Raw genomic sequence first — 20,238 nt, 5'->3', positions numbered from 1 at the left:
GGGGCCTGGAAACCCGGAGCGAAGTGGCTCTCGGGAGCATTACCATTGCCCCCATGACCAACCGCTCTCATTCCTTCCGCATGCCCGACAAGCCTTCGCTGGACGGTATCGAGGCGAAGTGGGTGGACGTATGGGATGAGTCCGGCGTCTACCATTTCGACCGTAGCCGCAGCCGCGAGGACGTCTACTCGATCGACACCCCACCACCCACGGTCTCTGGTTCGCTGCACATCGGCCACGTGTTCTCCTACACGCACACCGACACCGTCGCGCGTTTCCAGCGCATGAACGGCAAGGCCGTCTTCTACCCGATGGGTTGGGACGACAACGGCCTGCCCACCGAGCGTCGTGTCCAGAACTACTACGGTGTGCGCTGCGACCCGTCGATCCCCTACGAGCCGGACTTCGAGCCGCCGGCCAAGCCCGACCCCAAGCGGCAGGTCCCCGTCTCCCGGGGCAACTTCATCGAGCTGTGCGACAAGCTCACCATCGAGGACGAGAAGGTCTTCGAGTCGATCTGGCGTCGCCTGGGGCTGAGCGTCGACTGGCGGCACACCTACGCCACCATCGACGACAACTCCCGCACGGCCGCCCAGCGCGCCTTCCTGCGCAACCTCTCCCGCGGCGAGGCCTACATGGCCGAGGCGCCCACCCTGTGGGACGTCACCTTCCGTACCGCGGTGGCCCAGGCCGAGCTGGAGGACCGCGAGCGTCCCAGCGCCTACCACAAGGTCGCCTTCCACAAGCCCGACGGCACCCCGGTCCACATCGAGACCACCCGCCCCGAGCTGTTGGCCGCCTGCGTCGCCCTGGTCGCCCACCCCGACGACGAGCGTTACCAGGACCTGTTCGGCACCACCGTGACCAGCCCGGTCTTCGGTGTCGAGGTCCCGGTCAAGGCCCATCGCCTGGCCGACCCCGAGAAGGGGTCCGGCATCGCCATGATCTGCACCTTCGGTGACACCACCGACGTCACCTGGTGGCGCGAGCTGCAGCTGGAGACCCGCCCCATCATCGGCTGGGACGGCCGCATCATCGCCGACCCGCCCAGGGGTCTGGGGTCCGAGGCCGGACGCGAGGCCTACGCGCGACTGGTCGGCGCCACCGTCCACACCGCGCGCGAGCGCACCGTGGAGCTGCTGCGCGAGAGCGGCGCCCTGGTCGGCGAACCCACGCCCATCACCCACCCGGTGAAGTTCTTCGAGAAGGGCGACAAGCCCCTGGAGATCGTCACCACCCGCCAGTGGTACATCCGTAACGGCGGTCGGGACGAGGACATCCGCGCCCGGCTCATCGAGCGCGGCCGTGAGCTCACCTGGCACCCGGCGCACATGCGGCAGCGCTACGAGAACTGGGTCCAGGGCCTCAACGGCGACTGGCTGATCAGCCGTCAGCGCTTCTTCGGCGTGCCCTTCCCGGTCTGGTATCCGCTGGACGCCGACGGCAACCCGAACTACGACGAGCCGCTGCTGCCCACCGAGGAGCAGCTGCCCATCGACCCCAGCTCCCAGGCGCCCGCCGGGTACACCGAGGAACAGCGCGGGCAGGCCGGCGGGTTCATGGGCGACCCCGACGTCATGGACACCTGGGCGACCTCCTCGCTGTCACCGCAGATCGCCTCCGGTTGGGAACGAGACCAGGACCTGTTCGAGCGGGTCTTCCCGATGGACTACCGCCCCCAGGGCCAGGACATCATCCGCACCTGGCTGTTCTCCACGGTGGTCCGCGCCGACTTCGAGAACGGCACCCTGCCCTGGAACACCACCGGGATCTCCGGCTGGATCCTGGACCCGGACCGCAAGAAGATGTCCAAGTCCAAGGGCAACGTCGTCACCCCGGTCGCGCTGTTGGAGAAGTACAGCTCCGACGCGGTCCGGTACTGGGCGGCCAGCGGCCGTCTGGGCACCGACACCGCCATGGACGAGGGCCAGATGAAGATCGGCCGCCGGCTGTCCATCAAGGTCCTCAACGCCAGCAAGTTCGTCATGTCGGTCGCGGGCGAGGACGCCTCCAGCGACCCGACCAAGGTCACCGAACCCCTGGACCGGGCGATGCTGGCGGCACTGGCCGAGGTGGTCGAAGAGGCCACCACCGCCTTCGTCGACTACGACCACACCCGGGCACTGGAGCGCACCGAGCGTTTCTTCTGGGACTTCTGCGACGACTACCTGGAACTGGTCAAGACCCGGGCCTACGACACCGAGTCCACCGAGGGCGCCTCGGCCCGTGCCGCGCTGCTCATCGCCCTGGGTGCCCTGCACAAGCTGTTCGCGCCCTTCGTCCCCTTCGTCACCGAAGAGGTCTGGAGCTGGTGGCGGGAGGGTTCGGTGCACGCCCAGGCCTGGCCCGAGGCCGCCGAGTACCGTTCCGCCGCCGCGGGCGGCGACCCGGCCGTCCTCGCCGCCACCGCCGAGGTGCTGCGCGAGGTCCGCAAGGCCAAGTCCGAGGCGAAGCTGTCCATGCGCGCCGAGGTCGAGCACGTGAAGGTCTCCGGTAAGCAGGTCGAGGCCGCCCGCGCAGCCAAGGCCGACATCGCGGCCGCCGGTCGCGCCACCGCGATCGGCTTCCAGGCCACCGACGACGCCGAGCTCACCGTCGAGGTCACCATGCCCCCGGCCGAGGAGCCGGCCGCCGAGTAACGATTCGGCGAGAACACGCGAGGGCGGGGCGGCACCGGGAACACATCCGGGGCCGCCCCGCCCTCGTTCATCCTCGGGTCACCTCGTGGAACGCTTCGCCACGACCCGGCGCATCACACGGTCGGGCCACCCGGGCAACGCCCGGGGAACGATAGGCTCGGCAGATGTGAGTACCTCATCCCTGGAAGGCACCCGGGTGCCCGTCACGGTCCGTCGTCTGGACCCCGGGCTGCCCCTGCCCGCCTACGCCCACCCCGGTGACGCGGGCGCGGATCTGTACACCGCCACCGACGTGGTCCTGGCCCCGGGGGAGCGCGCCACAGTGCCCACCGGCCTGGCGATCGCCCTGCCCGACGGCTACGCGGCCTTCGTGCATCCCCGTTCGGGGTTGGCCGCCCGCTGCGGGCTGACGGTCGTCAACGCTCCGGGGACCGTGGACGCCGGCTACCGGGGCGAGATCAGGGTGACCCTGCTCAACACCGACTCCCATACCCCGGTGGAGCTCGCGCGCGGTGACCGGATCGCCCAACTGGTGATCCAACGCGTGGAGCGCGCGGCGTTCGTCGAGGCGGACACGTTGCCGGACTCGGTGCGGGGATCGGGTGGTTTCGGTTCGACCGGGGGCCACGCCGCACGGTGATGACGTCCCCGACTCCCCGGTGTGATTCCGGGACCCACGAAGAAGCGAAGAGGTGAAGGCGTGTTCGGACGCCGCCGTAAGAAGCGGGACCAGGAGACCGAGAGAGCAGCGGAGGAGACCCGTCCGAAGGAGCGACGTGGAGCCGCCGGGGCCGTCTCGTTCGACAACGAGGTGGAACCGGAGCGCCCCTCGGCGCAGCCCGACAAGGACGAGGACCGTTACCGGGTCGGCGGCCCTTGGGACTCCACCGAGGGTGCTCCCGAGACCAAGCGGATGGACCTGGGCAGCATGCTCCTGCCCACGGAGCAGGGTGCCGAGATCCAGGTGAACGTCGCCCAGGACGGCAAGGGCAAGCAGAAGATCATCGGGGTGACCCTGGTGCGCGGCAAGACCGCCCTGCAGGTGCAGCCCTTCGCCGCGCCCAAGTCCTCCGGGTTGTGGGAAGAGATGCGCGAGGAGCTGCGCGAACAGGTCACGCAGCAGGGCGGCAAGGTCGAGGACCACGAGGGCACCTTCGGCCCGGAGTTGCGGGCCGTCATCCCGATCAAGGGCAAGACGACCGAGGACGGTCGTCAACTGGGCCAGCGGGTGCGGTTCATCGGCGTGGACGGGCCGCGTTGGGTGCTGCGCGGTGTCATCCGCGGCGAAGGCGCCTCCAAGCCCGAGGTGATGTCGGAGATCGAGCAGGTGTTCTCCGACATCGTGGTGGTGCGCGGGGACCAGCCGGCGCCGCCCAGCGAACTGCTGCCGATCACCGTGCCCAAGGAGATCCAGGAGAAGATGGCCGCCGCGGCCAAGCAGCGCGCCGCCCAGCAGTCGGCGCAGCACGGCAACTCCGGCCGCTCGCCCAACGGTTCGGCCGAGGGGCCCGGCACCGGTGGTCCGGTGCAGGCCTGAGGTAGGCACGGCCCCGAGGAACCGGGAAAGGTTCCGGTTCCGAGGAAACGGCCTGTGGACAACGGTCCCGGGGGCGTTTGTTTTCGTAGTGTGTCCCCATGGACGAGACAACGCGAAACAGCGCCCCCCGGCCGTTCCCGGAGGACTGGCAGCGTGCCCTGGCGGTGGTGGCCCACCCCGACGACCTGGAGTTCGGCGTCTCCTCGGCGATCCACCGGTGGACCTCGCAGGGCAAGGACGTCGTCGAACTGTTGGTGACCAAGGGCGAGGCGGGGATCGACTCGCTGGATCCGGGCGCCTGCGCCCCGGTGCGCATGGCCGAGCAGCACGCCTCGGCGGAGGCGGTCGGTGCCGGCACCGTGGAGTTCCTGGACTTTCCCGACGGCATGTTGGAGTACGGGCTGCCACTGCGGCGAGCCCTGGCCGAGGCGATCCGCCGGCATCGCCCCGACGTGATCGTGTCCATCAACTTCCGGGAGCACTTCGCCGGTGGTGGCGGGTTCAACCACGCCGACCACCGTGTGTTGGGACCGGCGCTGTTGGACGCGGTGCGCGACGCCGCGAACCGGTGGGTCTTCCCCGAACAGCCGGCGGAGGGGAACCGGCCATGGCCCGGGGTGCGGATGGTGGCTTTCGGGGCGGCGCCGGAGTCGACACACTACGTGGAACTGAGCGAGGAGAACCTGGCCGCGGGAATCACCTCACTGGACGCGCACGAGGTGTACCTGGGCGATCTGGACGGGTTCGACCAGAAGACCTTCCTGCGCGAGGGAGCCGTGCGGGCGGGGGAGCAGGTGGGGGTGGCGCTGGCCACCTCCTTCGAGGTGTTCGAGGTCTGAGGACCGCCGGGAGGGTTCGATGGGCAAGGCCGTGGTGAGCGGATCCCGTTTGAGAAGGGTCCTGTCGTGGTTCCTGGCCACGGTGGTGGTGCTGTCGCTCGTGGTGACCGCGGCCTTCTTCGGCTGGGCGCTCACCCCGCATCGGGCCGAGCCCGAAGCGCTGCGACGAGCGCAGGAGAACCCGGACGTGGAGGTGATCCGGGGCCAGGACCGGATCCTGCTGTCCCCGGCCGGGGAGCCATCGGGTACCGGGGTCGTGTTCTACCCGGGTGCCCGGGTGGAGCCCGACGCCTACGTGGCGACCTGGGCCCCGATCGTCGCCGCCACCGGGGTCACCGTGGTGGTACCGGACATGCGCCTGAACCTGGCCCTGTTCGACCAGGACCGCGCCGAGGACGTGGTGACCGAACTGCCGGAGGTGGACACCTGGTACCTGGGCGGACACTCCATGGGCGGTGCCTTCGCCGCCCAACACGTGGGCACCGGTGACACCGACGTCGACTGGGCCGGGCTGGTGCTGTGGGCCTCCTACGCGGTGGAGGCCGCGGACCTGGCCGACCGTGACGATCTACGGGTGCTCTCGGTCGCCGGCGACCGAGACGGGGTCCTGCCCCTGACCGAGATCGCGGAACGAAGATCGTCCCTGCCGGTCGACACCGTCACCGTGACCGTGGAGGGTATGAACCACGCCCAGTTCGGTGCCTACGGAGCCCAGGCCGGTGACGAGGAACCGGAACTGGGCGAGGAGGAGGCCCACGAGAGGCTGGCCGAGGCCACCTCGCCGTTCCTGACCCCCTGAACGCGCACGGTCGGTCAGGACGGCGAGGAGAGGACCCGGGACAGGGCGTCCAGGGCCGGACCCTTCCAGGTGGGTTCACCGCCGGGGAAGATCGGTCTCCTCGGCATGACCGATCTCCGTGCTCACGATCCCGATCGGGCGGGGCCGGGGTCGACGGGGTCGGTGACGTGCCCGGTGAACAGCAGGGCGGGGCCGCGACGCAGGGCGACGTGGAAGGGGCGGTCCACGGTGAACCTCTTCGGCTTTGGGGGGAAGCCGGCCGCCATCGTCATCACCGCGGCGGTGGCGGCCGCGCCCTCGGCGCCGCGCTCGTCCACGCGCAGTACCGACTGATGCACGATCGCGTCGACCTTGAGCGGTTCCTCGCTGATCCCCGAGAAGTCGGCGTTGTCGGTGGCCAGAGCACGCACCGGGGCGGTGGTGGCGGCCAAGGGGTCGAGCAGGGCGATGTCGCTGTCGACGGTGAACCGGGGCAGCGCCAATTCGACCTGTTCCCCTCGACGTTTCCGGTACAGGGCGCTCAGGGTCCGGTCATCCGGTGGACCGTCCTCACCCAGGAACACGTCCAAGGTGAGTCCGTGTTCTCCCGGCAGGCTCACCATCCGCCAACCGTCGTGCTCGGCGTGGACCATGCGTCCGGTGCGACGCATGGTGGGCACCTTGCGCTCGCCTCCGGGCGCGTGGAAGACACGGTCCCGGGTCCGGCCCACCTCGAAGGGATCGAGCCAGACCATCTTCACCCACAGGGCGTTGACCAGCAGCATCCGCACGTCGGGGTCGATGGTGCCGGGGGAGAGGAGTTCGTCGATCAGCCCCTGGGTGACCTCGCCGACGCGCGCGTTGACCTTCCGGCGCACCCCCTCGGCGTCGCCTCGGAAATCGACCAGGTCCACCTCCGCGCCGGCCCGAGTCCGGACCCGTTCCTCGAAGTCGGCGCGCACCGGAAGGTCGGCGGGCACGTACAGCCCGTTCAGCACCGCCAGGTCCAACCCCTCGGCGGCCGCCACCGCCTCGTCCAGGGCCCTCACGTGTTCCGCCAGGTCCCCGCCCGGGGCCAGAAGGTCTGTGAGTTCGCTTCGGGTCCGGCCGGCGGCGCCCTCGGCCAGCAGGGTGAGCACCGAGCCGACCGAGTACGGCGACCAGATGTGGGAGGTACCGGCGTCCCACAGTTCCCGTTCCAAGACGGCGGCGAAGCGTGCGTGGTCCTCCTGGGGTGGACGGTCCTGTCCGGTGGTGCTCAAACGGGCCTCCTCGGCGCGTGCGGGTGGGCCGTCAGATTACGGAACGACGGCGACGTGACGCCAGGGCCCGCCGCGTTCCGTGGCGTATAAAGAGCCGGTGACAAGTCGCATGAGACAAGCCGTGACGAAGGTGGGCAAGGCCGGTCGATCCACCCCTGCGGTCGCCGAGAACACCGAACCCGCCCGGTGTCCACTCGCGTAGGGTGGTGCATCATGGCCGGCGGCCCTAGGGGTCCAGATGCGGGAGCGGGATGACTGAGCAGCAACGGGCCTCCGAAGAGGCGGCCCAGGAGGCGGAACGGGCGGAGGCCGCCACCATCACCGAGGGCACGGTGGAGGCCCTGGTCCGCAGCAAACTCGCCGAGGCCCTCGGCGGCAAGCGCGGCATGGTCGAGGCGGCCATCCCCACGCTGACCTTCACCATCTCCTACATCATCGGCTCGGAGTTGCGACTGTCGATCATCCTCGGTGTGGTCGCCGCGCTGCTGCTGGGCGTGGTCCGCCTGGTGCAGCGCTCCTCGGTGCAGTACGTCGTCACCAGCCTGTTCGGCATCGGTATCGCCGCGCTGTTCGCCATGCGCAGCGGCAACGCCGCCGACGCGTTCCTGCCCGGTGTCATCTACAACGCCGTGTACGCGTTGGTGCTGAGTCTCTCGGTCCTGGTGCGCTGGCCGGCGATCGGGCTGATGATCGGCCCGTTCATCGGGCACAAGGAGGACTTCACCTCCTGGCGGAGCAACCCCGCCGTGGTCAAGCTGGCCTCCCGGTTGACCTGGCTGCTGGTGCTGCCGTGCGTCATCCGCGTCCTGGTCCAGTATCCGTTGTGGCTCGCCGACAACCAGGGCTGGGCCGACACCTTCGCGATCCTCGGCTTCTCCAAGGTCGCCATGGGCTGGCCCCTGCAGGTGGCCGCCTTCACCGGCATGGTGTGGGTACTGGCCCGTGGCCGTACCCCGCTGGACCAGGATCGAGAGCGCTCCGAACAGGACACGGCCTCGGCCCCCGACCGCGACTAGACCTTCGGCCCGCCCACCGTCCCCGTCGAACGGGCCGGTGGGCGCCTGTCCCACCGTCTTGGGGCAGCCCCTAGTCGATGGCGGCCGGGTCGGCTTCGTCGACCGGTCCCAAGACCTCTTCCAAGGGTCCGAGGGAGTCCGGTTCGGCCAGGAACACCACGGTGTTGCCCACCGCGAGGGTGCGTTCGGGGTCCGGTGGGCGCACTCCGCCCGGGCCCAGGACCGCCACCAGCGCCACGCCTTCGGGAAGCGCCCCGGTGAGCTCGGACTCGGTGCGATCCACGAAGGGGCTGCCCGCGTGCAGCACCGACTCGGCGACCTCCGCGCCCGGCAGCGGCGGCAGGGTGCCCTCCTCCTCCGGGTAGTCCTCCTCGCCGGGCATGTCCTCGACCAGGTCGGCGATCAACCGTGGAGGTGAGACCGCCAGGTCGACGCCCCAGGAGTCGTTGAACAGCCACTCGTTGTCGGGGTGGTTGATGCGGGCGATCACCCGCTCCACCTCGAACTCGGTCTTGGCCAGCAGGGAGACCACCAGGTTGACCTTGTCGTCGCTGCTGGCGGCGATGACCACGTCGAAGTCGCCCAGCCGGGCGTCCTCCAGGGTGGCCAGCTCGCAGGCGTCGGCGAGCAACCACTCCACCTGGGGCAGGTCGTCCACACCGATCGCCCGGGTGTCCCGGTCGATCAACAACACGTCGTGTCCGCTGCCCGCCAGTTCCGTGGCGATGGAACGGCCCACGCTTCCGGCTCCGGCGATGGCGATCCGCATCTCACCCACGCCCCGTCTCGTCCTCGCGCGGCTTGCCCAACCGCTCGGTCAGCTCACCCATGTCGCGGCCCTGCGCCACCACGTGCAGCACGTCGCCCTCGACCAACGTCTCGCCTGAGGCGGCGAGTGTGATCCGGCCCCGGCGCACCAGGTACACCAATCGAAGGGGGACGGACTCCTCCAGTTCGGCGACGGTCGACCCCGCCCACCCCGCGGGCAGCGGCATCTCTCGCATCGCCAGGGTGCCCGAGGCGTCCTGCCACTCGGGGGCCGTGTCGAGCCCGCCGTCACCGGGCAGCACCCGGCGCAGGATCGAGTCCGCGGTCCAACTGACCGTCGCCACCGTGGGGATCCCGAGGCGCTGGTACACCTCGGCCCGGCGCGGGTCGTAGATGCGCGCCACCACGTTCTCCACCCCGAACGCCTCGCGGGCCACCCGCGCCGCGATGATGTTGGAGTTGTCACCGTTGCTGACCGCGGCGAACGCGGACGCGCGGTCCACACCGGCCGACAACAGCACCTCACGGTCATGACCAACGCCGCGCACCGCGTGTTTGGCCACCGAGCCGCGCAACCGTCGGAACGAGTCCGGGTCCTGGTCGATCACCGCCACCGTGTGGCCCAGATCCACCAGCGTGTGCGCCAGGGTGGAACCCACCCGTCCGCACCCCATGATCACGATGTGCACCTCGTCAGCACTCCCCGTCCACCTTCGGGAGGCACGGCTCCGGTCCCGTGGCCCGATGGTTCCACCTTGGCACACATCCGTGTGACACGTGCGACCACCCCGGCGGGCAATGCCGGATCCAGTCCGCGAACCCGAAAAGGCCCGGTAGATTGGGGCGGATGGGTGGCTGTGCGCGCAGGGTCACCGTAGGACCCGAACACCGAAGGACACCACCATGACCCTTGTAGGTACCGAGATCGAACTGGACGTCGACGACGTCGCCCATGGCGGCTGGTGCGTGGGACGCCACGGCGAACAGGTCGTCTTCGTCCGCCACGCCCTGCCCGGCGAGCGCGTCCGGGTCAAGGTCACCGAACAGACCACCCGTTTCCTGCGAGGCGAGGCCGTAGAGGTCCTCACCGCCTCACCCGACCGCGTCGAGGCGCCCTGTGAGTTCGCCGGGCCCGGCATGTGCGGCGGTTGCGACTGGCAGCACGCCTCCCTGGAAGCCCAGCGCCGCCTCAAGGGCAAGGTCGTCGCCGACCAGCTCAGCCGGATCGCCGGCATCGACATGGCGGTCGACGTGGAGGAACTGCCCGGCACCCCCGATGGCCTGGGCTGGCGCACCCGCGTGCGCTTCTCCGTCGACGAGGACGGCCAGGCCGGCCTGCGCCGTCACCGCTCCCACGACATCGAGCCCGTCGACCGCTGCCTGATCGCCCACCCCGGCGTCAACGAACTCGGTGTCACCGACGTGACCTGGAAGGACGTGAGGGAGGTGGAGGCGGTCGCCTCGGCGACCCGCGCCGACCGTGCCATCGTCGTCACCCCCACCACTGCCAAGCTCGGAGACCTGCCCGAGCTCAAGGCCTCCAGCGCGGTACTGCGTCGCTTCAAGGGCGGTCGGGTGCAGTCGGTGCGCGGCCGTAAGGGTGTGCGCGAGGACGTCGCGGGCCGTGAGTACCGGGTCGGCGCCGGCGGGTTCTGGCAGGTCCACCCGGCCGCGGGCGAGACGCTCTCCGCCGCGGTCCTGGAGGCGCTGGAGCCCAAGCCGGGCGAGACGGCCCTGGACCTGTACTGCGGCGCCGGCCTGTTCACCGGTGCGCTCGCCGAGGCCGTGGGCCCCGAGGGCCGGGTGATGGGGGTGGAGAACGGGGAGAACGCCGTTCGCGACGCCCAGTACAACCTCAAGGACCAGCCGCAGGTGCGCGTCGAACGCGCCGACGTGGCCAAGCAGATGCGTGAGTGGGCCGACGTGCGCGCCGACGTGGTCACCCTGGACCCGCCGCGCGCCGGACTGGGCAAGGAGGTCGTGCGCAAGGTGGCGGGCATGAAGCCGCGCCGTGTCGCCTACGTCTCCTGTGACCCGGCCACGCTCGCCCGTGACCTGGCCGACTTCGAGCGCTCCGGCTACCAGCTGGTGGGATTGCGCGCCTTCGACGCCTTCCCCATGACCCACCATGTGGAGTGCGTCGCGGTGCTGGAGCCGGTCAAGCTCGCCCGTCGTCACCGTGAGGACCAGGACTGACGAGAAACGCCGCGGGGCCGGTCCGGACACGTTCCGGGCCGGCCCCGCCGCCGTTACAGACCGGAGCAGTCTCCGGAGACCGCCCCCGTGACATCGTTGGCCGCGCCGAAGTCGGTCACGTCCGGACCGTTGCCGGAGCAGGAGAGCGAACCGCGCACGCTGGAGCCCGCCACGACGGGGCCGTACCCGTCCTCACCGGTCCAGGTGTCGGCCGGCACCTGGGTGTTGTCGTGCAGGGACACCGAACCGGTCAGTGCCGTGCCCAGGATGGTCACCTCGGACGTGGTGCCGGTGATGGAGACCGCGCCGCGCACGTCGGCGTCGGTCAGTCGCACCGTGTCGGCGCCCGTGGCGGACAGGCCACCGCGCAGGGCGCCGCCCTCGATCACCAGGGACGCGCCCTCGGCGACGGTGACCGGGCCGCGCACGTTCACGTCGTCGAGGCAGACCACGCCCTCGTCGACGGTCAACCCGCCGAAGACGTCGTCGGTGACGGTCTCGGTGCACTCCAGGTCGGCCCCGGGCACGACCGTGGCGCGGAAGTCGTCGGGCGTGCCGATGTTGCCGGCGGAGTCGATCGCGCGGTGCTCCACGGTGTGGGTGCCCCAGCCGCTCTCGTGTCCGTCCACCTCGAAGACCGCCATGGACAGGCCACCGCTGCCCAGGCTGCCGTAGACGAGGTCGTCGACGTTGATCCCGTCGGGGGTGAACCGGAACGGGGCCTCGGAGTCCTGGGGCCAGCCGTAGTAGTGGTGCCAGCCGTCGCCGTCGACCCGGAACTCGCCGACCACGTGCCCGTTGCGGTCGTCCTCGGGTGTCAGTTTCATCGAGAACTCGTTGAGGAACAGGTGGTGCTCCTCGCCGGTCACCGTGGCGGCCGGCGTCGACAGCTCGCGCGGAGCCTCGGGGTCGGTCGCGTCCACGGTCCAGGTGAGCGTCTGTGAGCCGGACCCCTCGGGGTCGGTGACCGTGGCGGTCAGCGTGTGGTCGCCCGCCTCGTGTTCGAACGCGCCCAGGTCCAGGGTGCGTCCGTCGGTCGCGGTGGACACGGGTTCTCCGTCCAGCTCCCAGGCCACGTCGAGCACCCGGTCGGTGGGACGGGTGGTCTCGACATAGACGACCTCTTCGGCGGCCACGGCCCGTTCGGTGTCGCGGTGCTTGTCGAAGGCGACCTCCGTCTCGACCGGCTCCAGGGGCTCACCGACCGTCCAGGTGAGCGTGCGGGTCATCGCCTCGGACCCGCGGATGGCCGGGTCACGGACGAACTCGGTGGGGTCCTGCACGGTCACCGACACCTCGGCGCCCTCGGCCGGGTCCAGTTCGTCCAGCGCCAGGTGGTGTGCCCCGGCGGCCTCGGCCACCTCCTCGCCGTCGACCGACCAGGTGTACTCCAGCTCGTGGAAGACCGGGTGCGGACCCTCGACCCACAGCACGTCCTCGGCGCCGACCTCGCCTTCGGGGGTGGCGGAGACCGGCATGGACGCCTGGTCGCGCAGGCCGGAGATCCGGTGCGTCATGACCTCCCGGCCGACCTGGTCGAAGTAGTAGCCCAGGGTCTTGAGCATGGAGTGGGCACTGGGCCGCCACACACCCTCGGAGTGGTACAGGCCGCCTTCGTGCCCGTCGGGATCGGCCGCCCGGATGGTTCCGCCGGCCTCGCTCTCCTCACCCAGCCAGCGCCACCATCGGGCCTCCTCCTCGATCATCTCCTCGGAGGTCATCAGCGTGTGGTGGGCCGAGTCGGGTTCCTCCCCCTCATAGCGGCCCAGGCTGGTGTCACGGAAGTAGTAGGGGTACTCGTCCTGGAGTTCGCCCAGGGAGTGGGCGAGTTCGTGCGGGCTGATCAGCGCCGAGAGCGCGTTGCCCGAGGACGCCGTCGCCAGGCGCCCGCCGGCCCCGCCGTAGGTCTCGCTGTTGGCCAGGGCCAGGATCTGCCGGTTGTCGTCGGTCACACCGGGGACCATGTCCGCGGCGGCCTCGGCCGCCTCGGAGTCCACGGTCAACAGCCGCTCCAGCGCGTCCTCGTCGCAACCGTTGAAGAAGCCCATGCCCAGGGCGGTGTCGCGCTGCTCCCAACCGTCGGCGGGGTCGCAGTCCACACCGGACTCGACCGAGGGGGTCTGCACCACATACACGTTGAAGTAGTGCCGGTAGGAGCGGAACGGCTCGATGCTCCACTGCACGTTGAGGTGCTGTTCGACCTGCTCGTGGTACAGGTCCATCTCGTCCTCGGTGTAGCCGTCGCCCAACAGGACGAGGTTGAACCGTTCGGAGGGGTCACCGGTGACCTGGACCGGCACCACCGTGGCCTCGTCCAGGGGCGCGGCCTCGGCGGGGCGGTCGGGGGCCGAGAGCACGGCGGTCGTGGACAGCAGGGACAGGGCGGCCAGGGCCGCCGCGGGTCTGCGCACAGGGGGATCCTTTTGATCGGGGGAGACGTGTCGCGCAGCGTACTGATGTTCGTATCGCGGCCACCAGGGGAAGGGCTATAGGGATTTCGATAACCCGCCGAAGGGCGGGGGCCGTTACCGGTGAGAGGGGACACGCCCATGGCACAGCGCGAACCGGGGGAGGACCATCCCATCACCGTCGAACCCACCGGAGCGCCCGTGACGGTGCGAGTGGACGGCAAGGTGATCGCCCGGACCACGTCCGCGCTCACCCTGAGCGAGGCGAAGTACCGACCGGTCCAGTACGTCCCGATCTCCGACGTGGACCCCACGGTCCTGCGTCGCGCCGAGACCACCACCTACTGCCCGTACAAGGGCACCGCCGCCTACTACGGCCTGGACCTGGGCGGGGAGGAACTCGCCGACGCGGTGTGGACCTACGAGCGGCCCTACGAGGGGGTCGCCGCAATCGCCGACCACGTCGCCTTCTACCCGGGACGGGTGAAGATCGAGGTGGAGGGGCGAGACGAGGACTGAGGCGGGCGCCCCGCACCCGTGCGGGCACGGGGCGCCCGGCACTATCGGCGTGCTCGAAGCTTCCGGGGAGAGGGGGCCTTCAGCACGGCCAGGCCCAGTGCGAGGACGACCAACCCCGACCAGGACACCCACGGCAGACGCTCACCCACCAGGGCCACGCCCAGTACCGCGGCGACGGCCGGTTCGGCCAGGCTGAGCGTGGTGGCGGTGGAGGCCGAGGTGTGCCGCAGCCCGTGCCCGAACAGCCGATAGGCGAGGAACACGGTGAACAGCGCCAGGTGCAGGGCCACCAGCGCGCCCTCCACCGTGGCCAGCCACGCCGTCCCGGTGGCCACCACCACCGGCAGCACCAGGACGCCACCGCCCGCGAACATCGTCCCCATCACCGCGCCGGAGGTTTGCCCCCGGCGGATCAGCCGTTCGGCGATGATCGTGTACAGCGCGTAGGAGAACCCGGCCACCAGGGCCAGGAGCACCCCCGAAGGACGCACCGAGGTGGGGCTGCCGACCAGATCGGGCCCCAGGACGAGCACGGCGCAGCCGATCACGGCCGCGACGGTGGCCACCGTCCAGCGCCGGTCGGGGCGCACCCGCTCCAGTCGCCAGGCCAGCAGCCCGGCGAACACCGGGGCGCTGCCCAGGGTGATCACGGTTCCCACCGCCACACCGGCGTGGGCGACCGCAGGATAGAAGGAGAGTGGATATCCGGCGACCGCGATCGCGCCCAGCAGCAGGATCGCCCGAGTACGCCCATCGGAGCGGGTGAGCAGGGCGAATGATCCCCGGCCGGTGAGGAACAGCAGGATTCCGCCCAGGACCAGCCCGGCCGAGCCGATGGCGGCGGGGTGGGCGCCGTCGGGGGCGAAGGAGCTCGCGGTGCCGGTGGTGCCCCACAGCACCGCGGCGCCCAGGATCGGCAGGGGGCCGCCGGTGAGTCGGGGCGGGGCGGGGTTCTTTCGGTTCACCGATGTGGGGGAGGTGTGTTCTGGCACGTTCGTACTTTCCGTCTCGACGCCTGAAGGGCAACCGCGGGGCGCACGACGGACGGGCCGCTCACCGTGTGGGTGGGGCCTTCGCGTGGAGGAGTGGTCGGCCGGTGCGCCCGGTCAGGCGCTCAGCGGCGGCAGGACCTTGTGCCAGTGGTAGTTCATCCTCCTCACGGTAGCGCCCGGGGTGTGACCGGGGTGGTCCGGGGCAGGGCGAACGTCAGGTGCCGGCCGGTGGTGTGTTCTGGCCGTCGATGAACTCCGGATCGAGGGTGGAGCGATCCCAGTCGGGTTCGGGGATCGCTTCGGGCCCGGTCAGCGACAACCCGAGCAGCTCGGCGAGGGTGGCGAGGTCCGTGGCCGAAGACGTCAGGACGTCCCAGTGCTCGTGCACCACCGCCGCCACCCGTTCCTCTGGCAGGGCGAGCAACGCGTGGGTCAGCCGCAGGTCGTCCCGGCCGGGTGAGAAGTCCGTCAGGAACCATTCGGCGGCCTCCACCCCCTCGCCCTCGACCGACACCAACCAGGCACCGACCACGGTTCGGGCCTGCCCGGTACCCACGTATCCCATGTCGTCGGTTCGGCCCATGCCCAGCACGTGTGAGACCAGGTCGGAGCGCAACCGGGCACGGTGGGTCTCTTCGTCGGGTCGCCAGTACTCGGTCAGCACGATGCCGTCGTCGGGCGGGTGGATCAGGACGTCCGCGCGCAGGGTGGGGTTGGCCTGCCACACCGTGGGTCGGTGAACGTCCTCGGGAAGGGTGCGCAGCACCGGTTCCAGGTCCGCGTGCCAGAACACCACCCACGACTCGTAACCGGGCAGCGGGCAGTAGGTCATGCCGTCCAACCCCTGGCAGGAACCGGTCGACGGGGTCCGGGGCCGGGCGTTGGCGCTCAGGGCGTCGTAGGAGTACTCGCGCTGGGCGTGGACGTGCAGCGCGGCCATCCCGACCAAGACCACGGCGGTGACGGCCAGGCCGACCGGCCGCAGGAACCGGGTGTCGCGGCGCGCGGCCAGGGTGAGCAGACCGGCGCAGAGCACCATCGACACGGTGTGCGCCAGGTAGAACAGGGCGGTCGTGGCGGTGTCGGGGTAGGAGACCGGCAGCGGTTGAAACGCCATGCTGAGCAGGCTGCCCATACGGGAGACGATGACGTCCGTACGGGTGCCGAGGGCCAGCAGCGAGGACGACAGGTACAGGGGCAACAGCAGGGTGAGCGCGATCAGTGGGGCGTAGGACCGGGTCCAGGCGACCGAGGCCACCGCGCCCATCGGCCCGGCCCAGCCGAGGACGACGACGCCCACGAACGCCGCCGGCTGCGGTGTCCCGGCGATGGGGGCCGGCGCGGTCACCACGAACACCGTCAAGAAGGCGCACATCAGCGCGGTGGTGAGGGTGATCGAGGCCAGGGCCAACGACGCCAGCCGGGCCCCCGGGGACAGGGGCAGGGCCATCGACCGGGAGTGCCGTACTTCGCGCAGGGCCGGGAAGGTCGTGACCGCGAACATGGCGGCACCCACCCCGGCGGCGCACAGCACGGCCTCGTTGAAGAGCTCGCCCATGGTCGGCAGCCCGGAGGCGTGGGAGGTCAGCCACACCAGGGCCATCACGGCCGGGACCAGGAGCAGGAAGAGCGGGCTCGTTGACAGGTGGCGCAGGTTGAACCCGGTCAGTCGTACGAAGGTGACGGCGTTCGACCACCGTACGGTCCGAACGGGGCCGCTCAACGGGGGACCGATCCGGTCAGGAGCAGGTAGGCGTCCTCCAACGACGGTTCCACCGGGACCCGGTCCACGGCGTCGGGTACGTCGGACTCCGCCGGACCCAGGACCCGATAGCGGCCGTCGGCCAGCCGCCACGACGTCACCCCGGCGGGTGGACGTGATCCCTGTTCCCACACCCGGCCCCGGGCGCGGGCGACCAACTCGGCGGGGGCTCCGTCGAAGATCATCCGCCCCTGGTCCAGGACCAGTACCCGACGGCACAGCGCCGCCACGTCCTCGATCTGGTGGGTGGACAGCAGCACCGTGCTATGCACCGCGAGCTCGGAGACCAGGTCGCGGAAGCGGATGCGCTGTTCGGGGTCGAGCCCGATGGTGGGTTCGTCGAGCAGGAGCAACCGGGGGTCGCCGATCAGGGCGGCGGCCAGCCCCAACCGTTGTCGCATCCCGCCGGACAGTCGCCGGATCCGGGTGTGCCTGCGGTCGTACAGGTCCACTCCGCGCAGCGCGCGCCGTACCTCCTCGTGGCGCTCCCGACGCCCGCCCCTTTCCTTCAGGACCGCCATGTAGTCGAGCAACCCGAACGCGGTGAAGTGCGGGTAGAACGACGGGTTCTGCGGCAGGTAGCCGAGCCGGCGGCGGATCGCGGTGCGTTCGCCCGAACGTTCCGGGTCCAGTCCCAGGACGCTCAGTTCTCCGAGGGTGGCCTCCAGGTCGGTGGCCAGACAGCGCAGGAGGGTGGTCTTGCCCGCGCCGTTGCGGCCGAGCAGCCCGGTCACCCCGGGGCCCAGGTCGAGGTCGATCCCGGCCAGGGCCCTGCGGGTGCCGTAGGTGCGGACCAGGCCGCGGGCGCGGACCCCGCCCGTGAGCCCGGTCGGTTCGGCCGTCGTGGTCATGCCGTCCTCATCCTCAGCGCGACGATGGCGGCCAACAGGGCCAGGGCGGTGGCCCAACCGGCCTGTGCCAGGGGCGAGAACAGTTGGAACGGGTCGGCGCCCTCCATGAGCGCGAACATGGCCATGAGCAGCAGCCAGCCCCCGCCGATGAGTCCGCCGGCCGCGCTCAGGTGCAGCCAGCGGCCCAGGATCAGGCAGCCGGCGACCATGGCCAGGGCGGGCAGTAGCCAGAACACGGCCTCGTACGCGGTGGCGACGGAGGGCATCAGCGCGGACGCCACCGTGCACAGGGTCAACGCCGGTGCCAGCACCGCGCAGGTGCGCAGGAGCAGTAGTCGGGGTCCGGCCCAGGGGGTGACCGAGGCCAGGCTGTGCGCGGGGTCCACCCCGCGTCCGTAGGCGAGGGCGACCCCGGCCAGCGGGATCACCGGGACGGTGAAGGAGAACAGCAGGGTGCCGCGCGGGATCTCGTGGGCCAGGACCAGGGTGGTGGCCAGCACGATCACCATGGCCACCAACCAGGCCCGGTAGAGGGTCGGTGTGGCCGCCAGCAGTTTGGCGGTGCCCTCGCGTAGTCCCAGCGTGCCCAACAGGCGTTCGAGTGGGGAGAGGCGGGGGCGGTCCACGACGTCGCGCAGGTTCGCCCAGCTGCGATCCAGCCAGGCCTCGTCGGTGGGCAGTCGGTCGCGGCAGTGGGCGCAGTGGGTCAGGTGGGCCTCCGCCGACATGGCGGTGACGTCGTCGGCGGTGTGGGTCGCGTAGCGGTGGAGTTGGTCGTGGGTCAAGTGCCAGCTCATGTGGTCAGTGCCTCCCGTAGCCGCGCCTTGGCGCGCATGACCCGTGTCTTGACGGTTCCCTCGGGTATGCGGAGGATCTCCGCGGCCTCGCGGACGGTGAGGCCGTCGAGCACGGTCGCCTGGATGGCCGAACGCAGCTCGGGGGAGAGTTCGTGCAGGGCGGCGCCCAGAGGGCCGTGCTCGATGTTGAGGAGCACGGTGTCCTCGGCGGAGGCGTCGCCGATGGTCTCGTACGGTTCGGGTTCGGTCTCGGCGATCCAGCGGTTGGCGCGTTTGCGCAGCTGCGAGATGAGCTGGCGGATCGCGATGGTCCACAGCCACGCTCCGGCGTCGGTGTCGCCGGGGCGTGGTCGGAAGGAACCGGCGTTGCGCCACACGGCCAGGAAGGTCTCCTGGAGTGCGGCGTCGAGCTGGTCTGTGTCCGAACAGCGGTAACGCAGACGAAGACGCAGCCACGGGGCGTGTCTTCGGTGCAGGATCTCCAGGGCGTCGGTCTCCCCTGCGGCCACGGCGGACAGCAGCACCGGGTCGGGGCTGTCCGGTCCGTATTCGGGGGCGCGCTGTCGGGCACGGCGGAGGAACTTCACGTGAAGGGCTATCGCGGTGGGGAGGGGGAACGGTTCTGGTGGATCCGGTTCTGGTGGATCCCGGTGGTCTGACCACGCCTTTTCGACGATACCCGCGCGGCGGGTTCGGTATCGGTGCCGGGGGTGGGAGAAACTGGGGCGTATGCGTCTGAGGATCTTCCTTGAGCCCCAACAGGGGGCCACCTACGAGGACCAGCTCGCCGTCGCCAGGGCCGCAGAGGACCTGGGGTTCGACGCCCTGTTCCGTTCCGATCACTACCTCCACATGGGCGACCACCTGAACGGGCTCCCCGGCCCGACGGACGCCTGGATCACCCTGGCCGGACTGGCTCGTGACACCTCCCGTATCCGCCTCGGCACCCTCATGACCGCGGCGACCTTTCGCCACCCCGGCCCCCTCGCCATCTCCGTCGCCCAGGTCGACCGCATGAGCGGTGGTCGGGTCGAGTTCGGCTTCGGCGCGGGATGGTTCGAGCAGGAGCACGCCGCCTACGGCATCCCCTTCCCCGCGGCGGCCCGTGAGCGCTTCGAGCGCTACGAGGAACAGTTGGACATCATCACGGGGTTGTGGACGACCCCGGTGGGGGAGACCTTCCGATACGAGGGCAGGCACTACCGTCTGGCGGAGGGGCCGGCACTGCCCAAACCGCAGCAAGGGCCGCGTCCACCGGTGATCATCGGTGGCACCGGGCTCAAGCGGACCCCGCGTCTGGCGGCCAAGTTCGCCGACGAGTACAACGTTCCGTTCGCCTCGTTGGAGGACACCGAGGCGGCCTTCGACCGCACGACCGAGGCGGTCCGGGTCTCCGGGCGCGGTGCGCCCATGGTCTACTCGGCGGCCCAGGTGCTGTGCGTGGGGCGTGACGACGCGGAGGTGGCCGAGCGGGCCGCCGCCATCGGGCGCGAGCCCGACGAGCTGCGTCGTAACGGTCTGGCCGGCAGCCCGGAGGAGGTGGTGGACAAGATCGGTCGGTTCGGTGCCGTGGGTTCGGAGAGGATCTACCTGCAGGTCCTGGACATGGCCGACCTGGACCACCTGGAGTTGGTGGCCTCGGCGGTGGCGCCGCGGCTGGACTAGCGGTTCGTTGGTCGGGGGTGCCCGTGAGGGCCGGGGGAGCACCCGATAACTTGATATCGAGATACAAGTTAGATACCTTGACGTCAAGATATAGCGGGGCTCCCCCCGACCCGCTCCCGGTTCGGGCGTGTGAGGTCGACCGCTTTTCGACGTCGCGCTCCGAACGAGGGGGCGTCCGCGGCCGATGGGTCGCACTACCGGCGACGATG

Annotated in this window: 18 protein-coding genes; 9 read left to right on the top strand and 9 right to left on the bottom strand. The window is 70.5% G+C overall.

The window, feature by feature from the left end; all coding sequences use genetic code 11:
• Nucleotides 1-53 precede the first annotated feature (53 nt).
• The 5 genes from valS (at nucleotide 54) to ACWGSK_RS14680 (ending at nucleotide 5,814) form a co-directional block, all read left to right on the top strand.
• Nucleotides 54-2,639: a valine--tRNA ligase gene (gene valS, locus ACWGSK_RS14700; protein ID WP_358505551.1), complete on the top strand. Its 2,586-nt coding sequence runs from the start codon at nucleotides 54-56 to the stop codon at nucleotides 2,637-2,639.
• A gap of 166 nt (nucleotides 2,640-2,805) precedes the next feature.
• On the top strand, nucleotides 2,806-3,279 hold the full coding sequence (gene dut, locus ACWGSK_RS14695) for a dUTP diphosphatase (protein ID WP_358505554.1): 474 nt from the start codon (nucleotides 2,806-2,808) through the stop codon (nucleotides 3,277-3,279).
• A gap of 60 nt (nucleotides 3,280-3,339) precedes the next feature.
• On the top strand, nucleotides 3,340-4,176 hold the full coding sequence (locus ACWGSK_RS14690; RefSeq protein ID WP_358505557.1) for a DUF3710 domain-containing protein: 837 nt from the start codon (nucleotides 3,340-3,342) through the stop codon (nucleotides 4,174-4,176).
• A 98-nt stretch (nucleotides 4,177-4,274) separates the two neighbouring features.
• Nucleotides 4,275-5,015: a PIG-L deacetylase family protein gene (locus tag ACWGSK_RS14685; protein ID WP_452456018.1), complete on the top strand. Its 741-nt coding sequence runs from the start codon at nucleotides 4,275-4,277 to the stop codon at nucleotides 5,013-5,015.
• Nucleotides 5,016-5,034: 19 nt separating this feature from the next.
• Nucleotides 5,035-5,814 carry an alpha/beta hydrolase gene (locus ACWGSK_RS14680; RefSeq protein WP_452456017.1) on the top strand — a complete coding sequence of 260 codons (780 nt, stop codon included), beginning with the start codon at nucleotides 5,035-5,037 and terminating at the stop codon, nucleotides 5,812-5,814.
• Between the two features lie 122 nt (nucleotides 5,815-5,936).
• Here the strand turns inward: ACWGSK_RS14680 and ACWGSK_RS14675 are convergent, their stop codons facing one another.
• On the bottom strand, nucleotides 5,937-7,055 hold the full coding sequence (locus ACWGSK_RS14675; RefSeq protein ID WP_452456016.1) for a serpin family protein: 1,119 nt from the start codon (nucleotides 7,053-7,055) through the stop codon (nucleotides 5,937-5,939).
• Between the two features lie 251 nt (nucleotides 7,056-7,306).
• On the opposite strand from ACWGSK_RS14675, the gene ACWGSK_RS14670 reads away from it, so the two are divergent.
• Nucleotides 7,307-8,071 (top strand): DUF3159 domain-containing protein, encoded by a 765-nt coding sequence (locus ACWGSK_RS14670; RefSeq protein ID WP_452456015.1) that lies wholly within the window; start codon nucleotides 7,307-7,309, stop codon nucleotides 8,069-8,071.
• 70 nt (nucleotides 8,072-8,141) lie between these two features.
• Here the strand turns inward: ACWGSK_RS14670 and ACWGSK_RS14665 are convergent, their stop codons facing one another.
• Nucleotides 8,142-8,840 carry a potassium channel family protein gene (locus ACWGSK_RS14665; RefSeq protein WP_452456078.1) on the bottom strand — a complete coding sequence of 233 codons (699 nt, stop codon included), beginning with the start codon at nucleotides 8,838-8,840 and terminating at the stop codon, nucleotides 8,142-8,144.
• A 1-nt stretch (nucleotide 8,841) separates the two neighbouring features.
• Entirely contained in the window at nucleotides 8,842-9,528 is a 687-nt protein-coding gene (locus tag ACWGSK_RS14660) for a potassium channel family protein (RefSeq protein ID WP_358505573.1), read from the bottom strand.
• 214 nt (nucleotides 9,529-9,742) lie between these two features.
• Here ACWGSK_RS14660 and ACWGSK_RS14655 point away from each other — a divergent pair, with 214 nt between their 5' ends.
• A complete protein-coding gene (locus ACWGSK_RS14655; RefSeq protein WP_358505578.1) occupies nucleotides 9,743-11,035 on the top strand; it encodes a class I SAM-dependent RNA methyltransferase in 1,293 nt (430 codons plus the stop codon).
• Nucleotides 11,036-11,088: 53 nt separating this feature from the next.
• Here ACWGSK_RS14655 and ACWGSK_RS14650 read toward each other — a convergent pair whose 3' ends face one another.
• Nucleotides 11,089-13,446 carry a M64 family metallopeptidase gene (locus ACWGSK_RS14650; RefSeq protein WP_358505581.1) on the bottom strand — a complete coding sequence of 786 codons (2,358 nt, stop codon included), beginning with the start codon at nucleotides 13,444-13,446 and terminating at the stop codon, nucleotides 11,089-11,091.
• A 138-nt stretch (nucleotides 13,447-13,584) separates the two neighbouring features.
• Between ACWGSK_RS14650 and ACWGSK_RS14645 the strand changes: the two genes are divergently transcribed.
• On the top strand, nucleotides 13,585-13,962 hold the full coding sequence (locus tag ACWGSK_RS14645; protein WP_358505584.1) for a DUF427 domain-containing protein: 378 nt from the start codon (nucleotides 13,585-13,587) through the stop codon (nucleotides 13,960-13,962).
• A gap of 41 nt (nucleotides 13,963-14,003) precedes the next feature.
• On the opposite strand, the gene ACWGSK_RS14640 is transcribed toward ACWGSK_RS14645, so the two are convergent.
• From ACWGSK_RS14640 to ACWGSK_RS14620, 5 genes are all read right to left on the bottom strand, one after another.
• A complete protein-coding gene (locus ACWGSK_RS14640) occupies nucleotides 14,004-14,954 on the bottom strand; it encodes a DMT family transporter (protein ID WP_452456014.1) in 951 nt (316 codons plus the stop codon).
• Nucleotides 14,955-15,168: 214 nt separating this feature from the next.
• Nucleotides 15,169-16,677 (bottom strand): hypothetical protein, encoded by a 1,509-nt coding sequence (locus ACWGSK_RS14635; RefSeq protein ID WP_358505587.1) that lies wholly within the window; start codon nucleotides 16,675-16,677, stop codon nucleotides 15,169-15,171.
• Entirely contained in the window at nucleotides 16,674-17,567 is an 894-nt protein-coding gene (locus tag ACWGSK_RS14630) for an ABC transporter ATP-binding protein (protein WP_358505590.1), read from the bottom strand. The genes ACWGSK_RS14635 and ACWGSK_RS14630 overlap by 4 nt, the downstream gene beginning before the upstream one ends.
• Complete coding sequence (locus ACWGSK_RS14625; RefSeq protein WP_358505593.1) at nucleotides 17,564-18,364, bottom strand: zf-HC2 domain-containing protein; 801 nt, start codon at nucleotides 18,362-18,364, stop codon at nucleotides 17,564-17,566. The genes ACWGSK_RS14630 and ACWGSK_RS14625 overlap by 4 nt, the downstream gene beginning before the upstream one ends.
• On the bottom strand, nucleotides 18,361-18,951 hold the full coding sequence (locus ACWGSK_RS14620) for an RNA polymerase sigma factor (protein ID WP_067599881.1): 591 nt from the start codon (nucleotides 18,949-18,951) through the stop codon (nucleotides 18,361-18,363). Before ACWGSK_RS14620 ends, ACWGSK_RS14625 begins: the two co-directional genes overlap by 4 nt.
• 142 nt (nucleotides 18,952-19,093) lie before the next feature.
• On the opposite strand from ACWGSK_RS14620, the gene ACWGSK_RS14615 reads away from it, so the two are divergent.
• Entirely contained in the window at nucleotides 19,094-20,029 is a 936-nt protein-coding gene (locus ACWGSK_RS14615; protein ID WP_358505596.1) for an LLM class F420-dependent oxidoreductase, read from the top strand.
• The last annotated feature ends 209 nt before the right edge of the window (nucleotides 20,030-20,238 follow it).

Source organism: Nocardiopsis sp. NPDC055551 (assembly GCF_053619415.1).
This window is presented reverse-complemented; position numbering and strand designations above follow the sequence as displayed.

What these genes read in the sequence shown, in the direction of transcription:
- valS (WP_358505551.1), top strand. Translation starts at nt 54, where the DNA reads ATGACCAACCGCTCTCATTCCTTCCGCATGCCCGACAAGCCTTCGCTG.
- ACWGSK_RS14685 (WP_452456018.1), top strand. Translation starts at nt 4,275, where the DNA reads ATGGACGAGACAACGCGAAACAGCGCCCCCCGGCCGTTCCCGGAGGAC.
- ACWGSK_RS14680 (WP_452456017.1), top strand. Translation starts at nt 5,035, where the DNA reads ATGGGCAAGGCCGTGGTGAGCGGATCCCGTTTGAGAAGGGTCCTGTCG.
- ACWGSK_RS14670 (WP_452456015.1), top strand. Translation starts at nt 7,307, where the DNA reads ATGACTGAGCAGCAACGGGCCTCCGAAGAGGCGGCCCAGGAGGCGGAA.
- ACWGSK_RS14665 (WP_452456078.1), bottom strand. Translation starts at nt 8,840, where the DNA reads ATGCGGATCGCCATCGCCGGAGCCGGAAGCGTGGGCCGTTCCATCGCC.
- ACWGSK_RS14655 (WP_358505578.1), top strand. Translation starts at nt 9,743, where the DNA reads ATGACCCTTGTAGGTACCGAGATCGAACTGGACGTCGACGACGTCGCC.
- ACWGSK_RS14645 (WP_358505584.1), top strand. Translation starts at nt 13,585, where the DNA reads ATGGCACAGCGCGAACCGGGGGAGGACCATCCCATCACCGTCGAACCC.
- ACWGSK_RS14630 (WP_358505590.1), bottom strand. Translation starts at nt 17,567, where the DNA reads ATGACCACGACGGCCGAACCGACCGGGCTCACGGGCGGGGTCCGCGCC.
- ACWGSK_RS14625 (WP_358505593.1), bottom strand. Translation starts at nt 18,364, where the DNA reads ATGAGCTGGCACTTGACCCACGACCAACTCCACCGCTACGCGACCCAC.
- ACWGSK_RS14615 (WP_358505596.1), top strand. Translation starts at nt 19,094, where the DNA reads ATGCGTCTGAGGATCTTCCTTGAGCCCCAACAGGGGGCCACCTACGAG.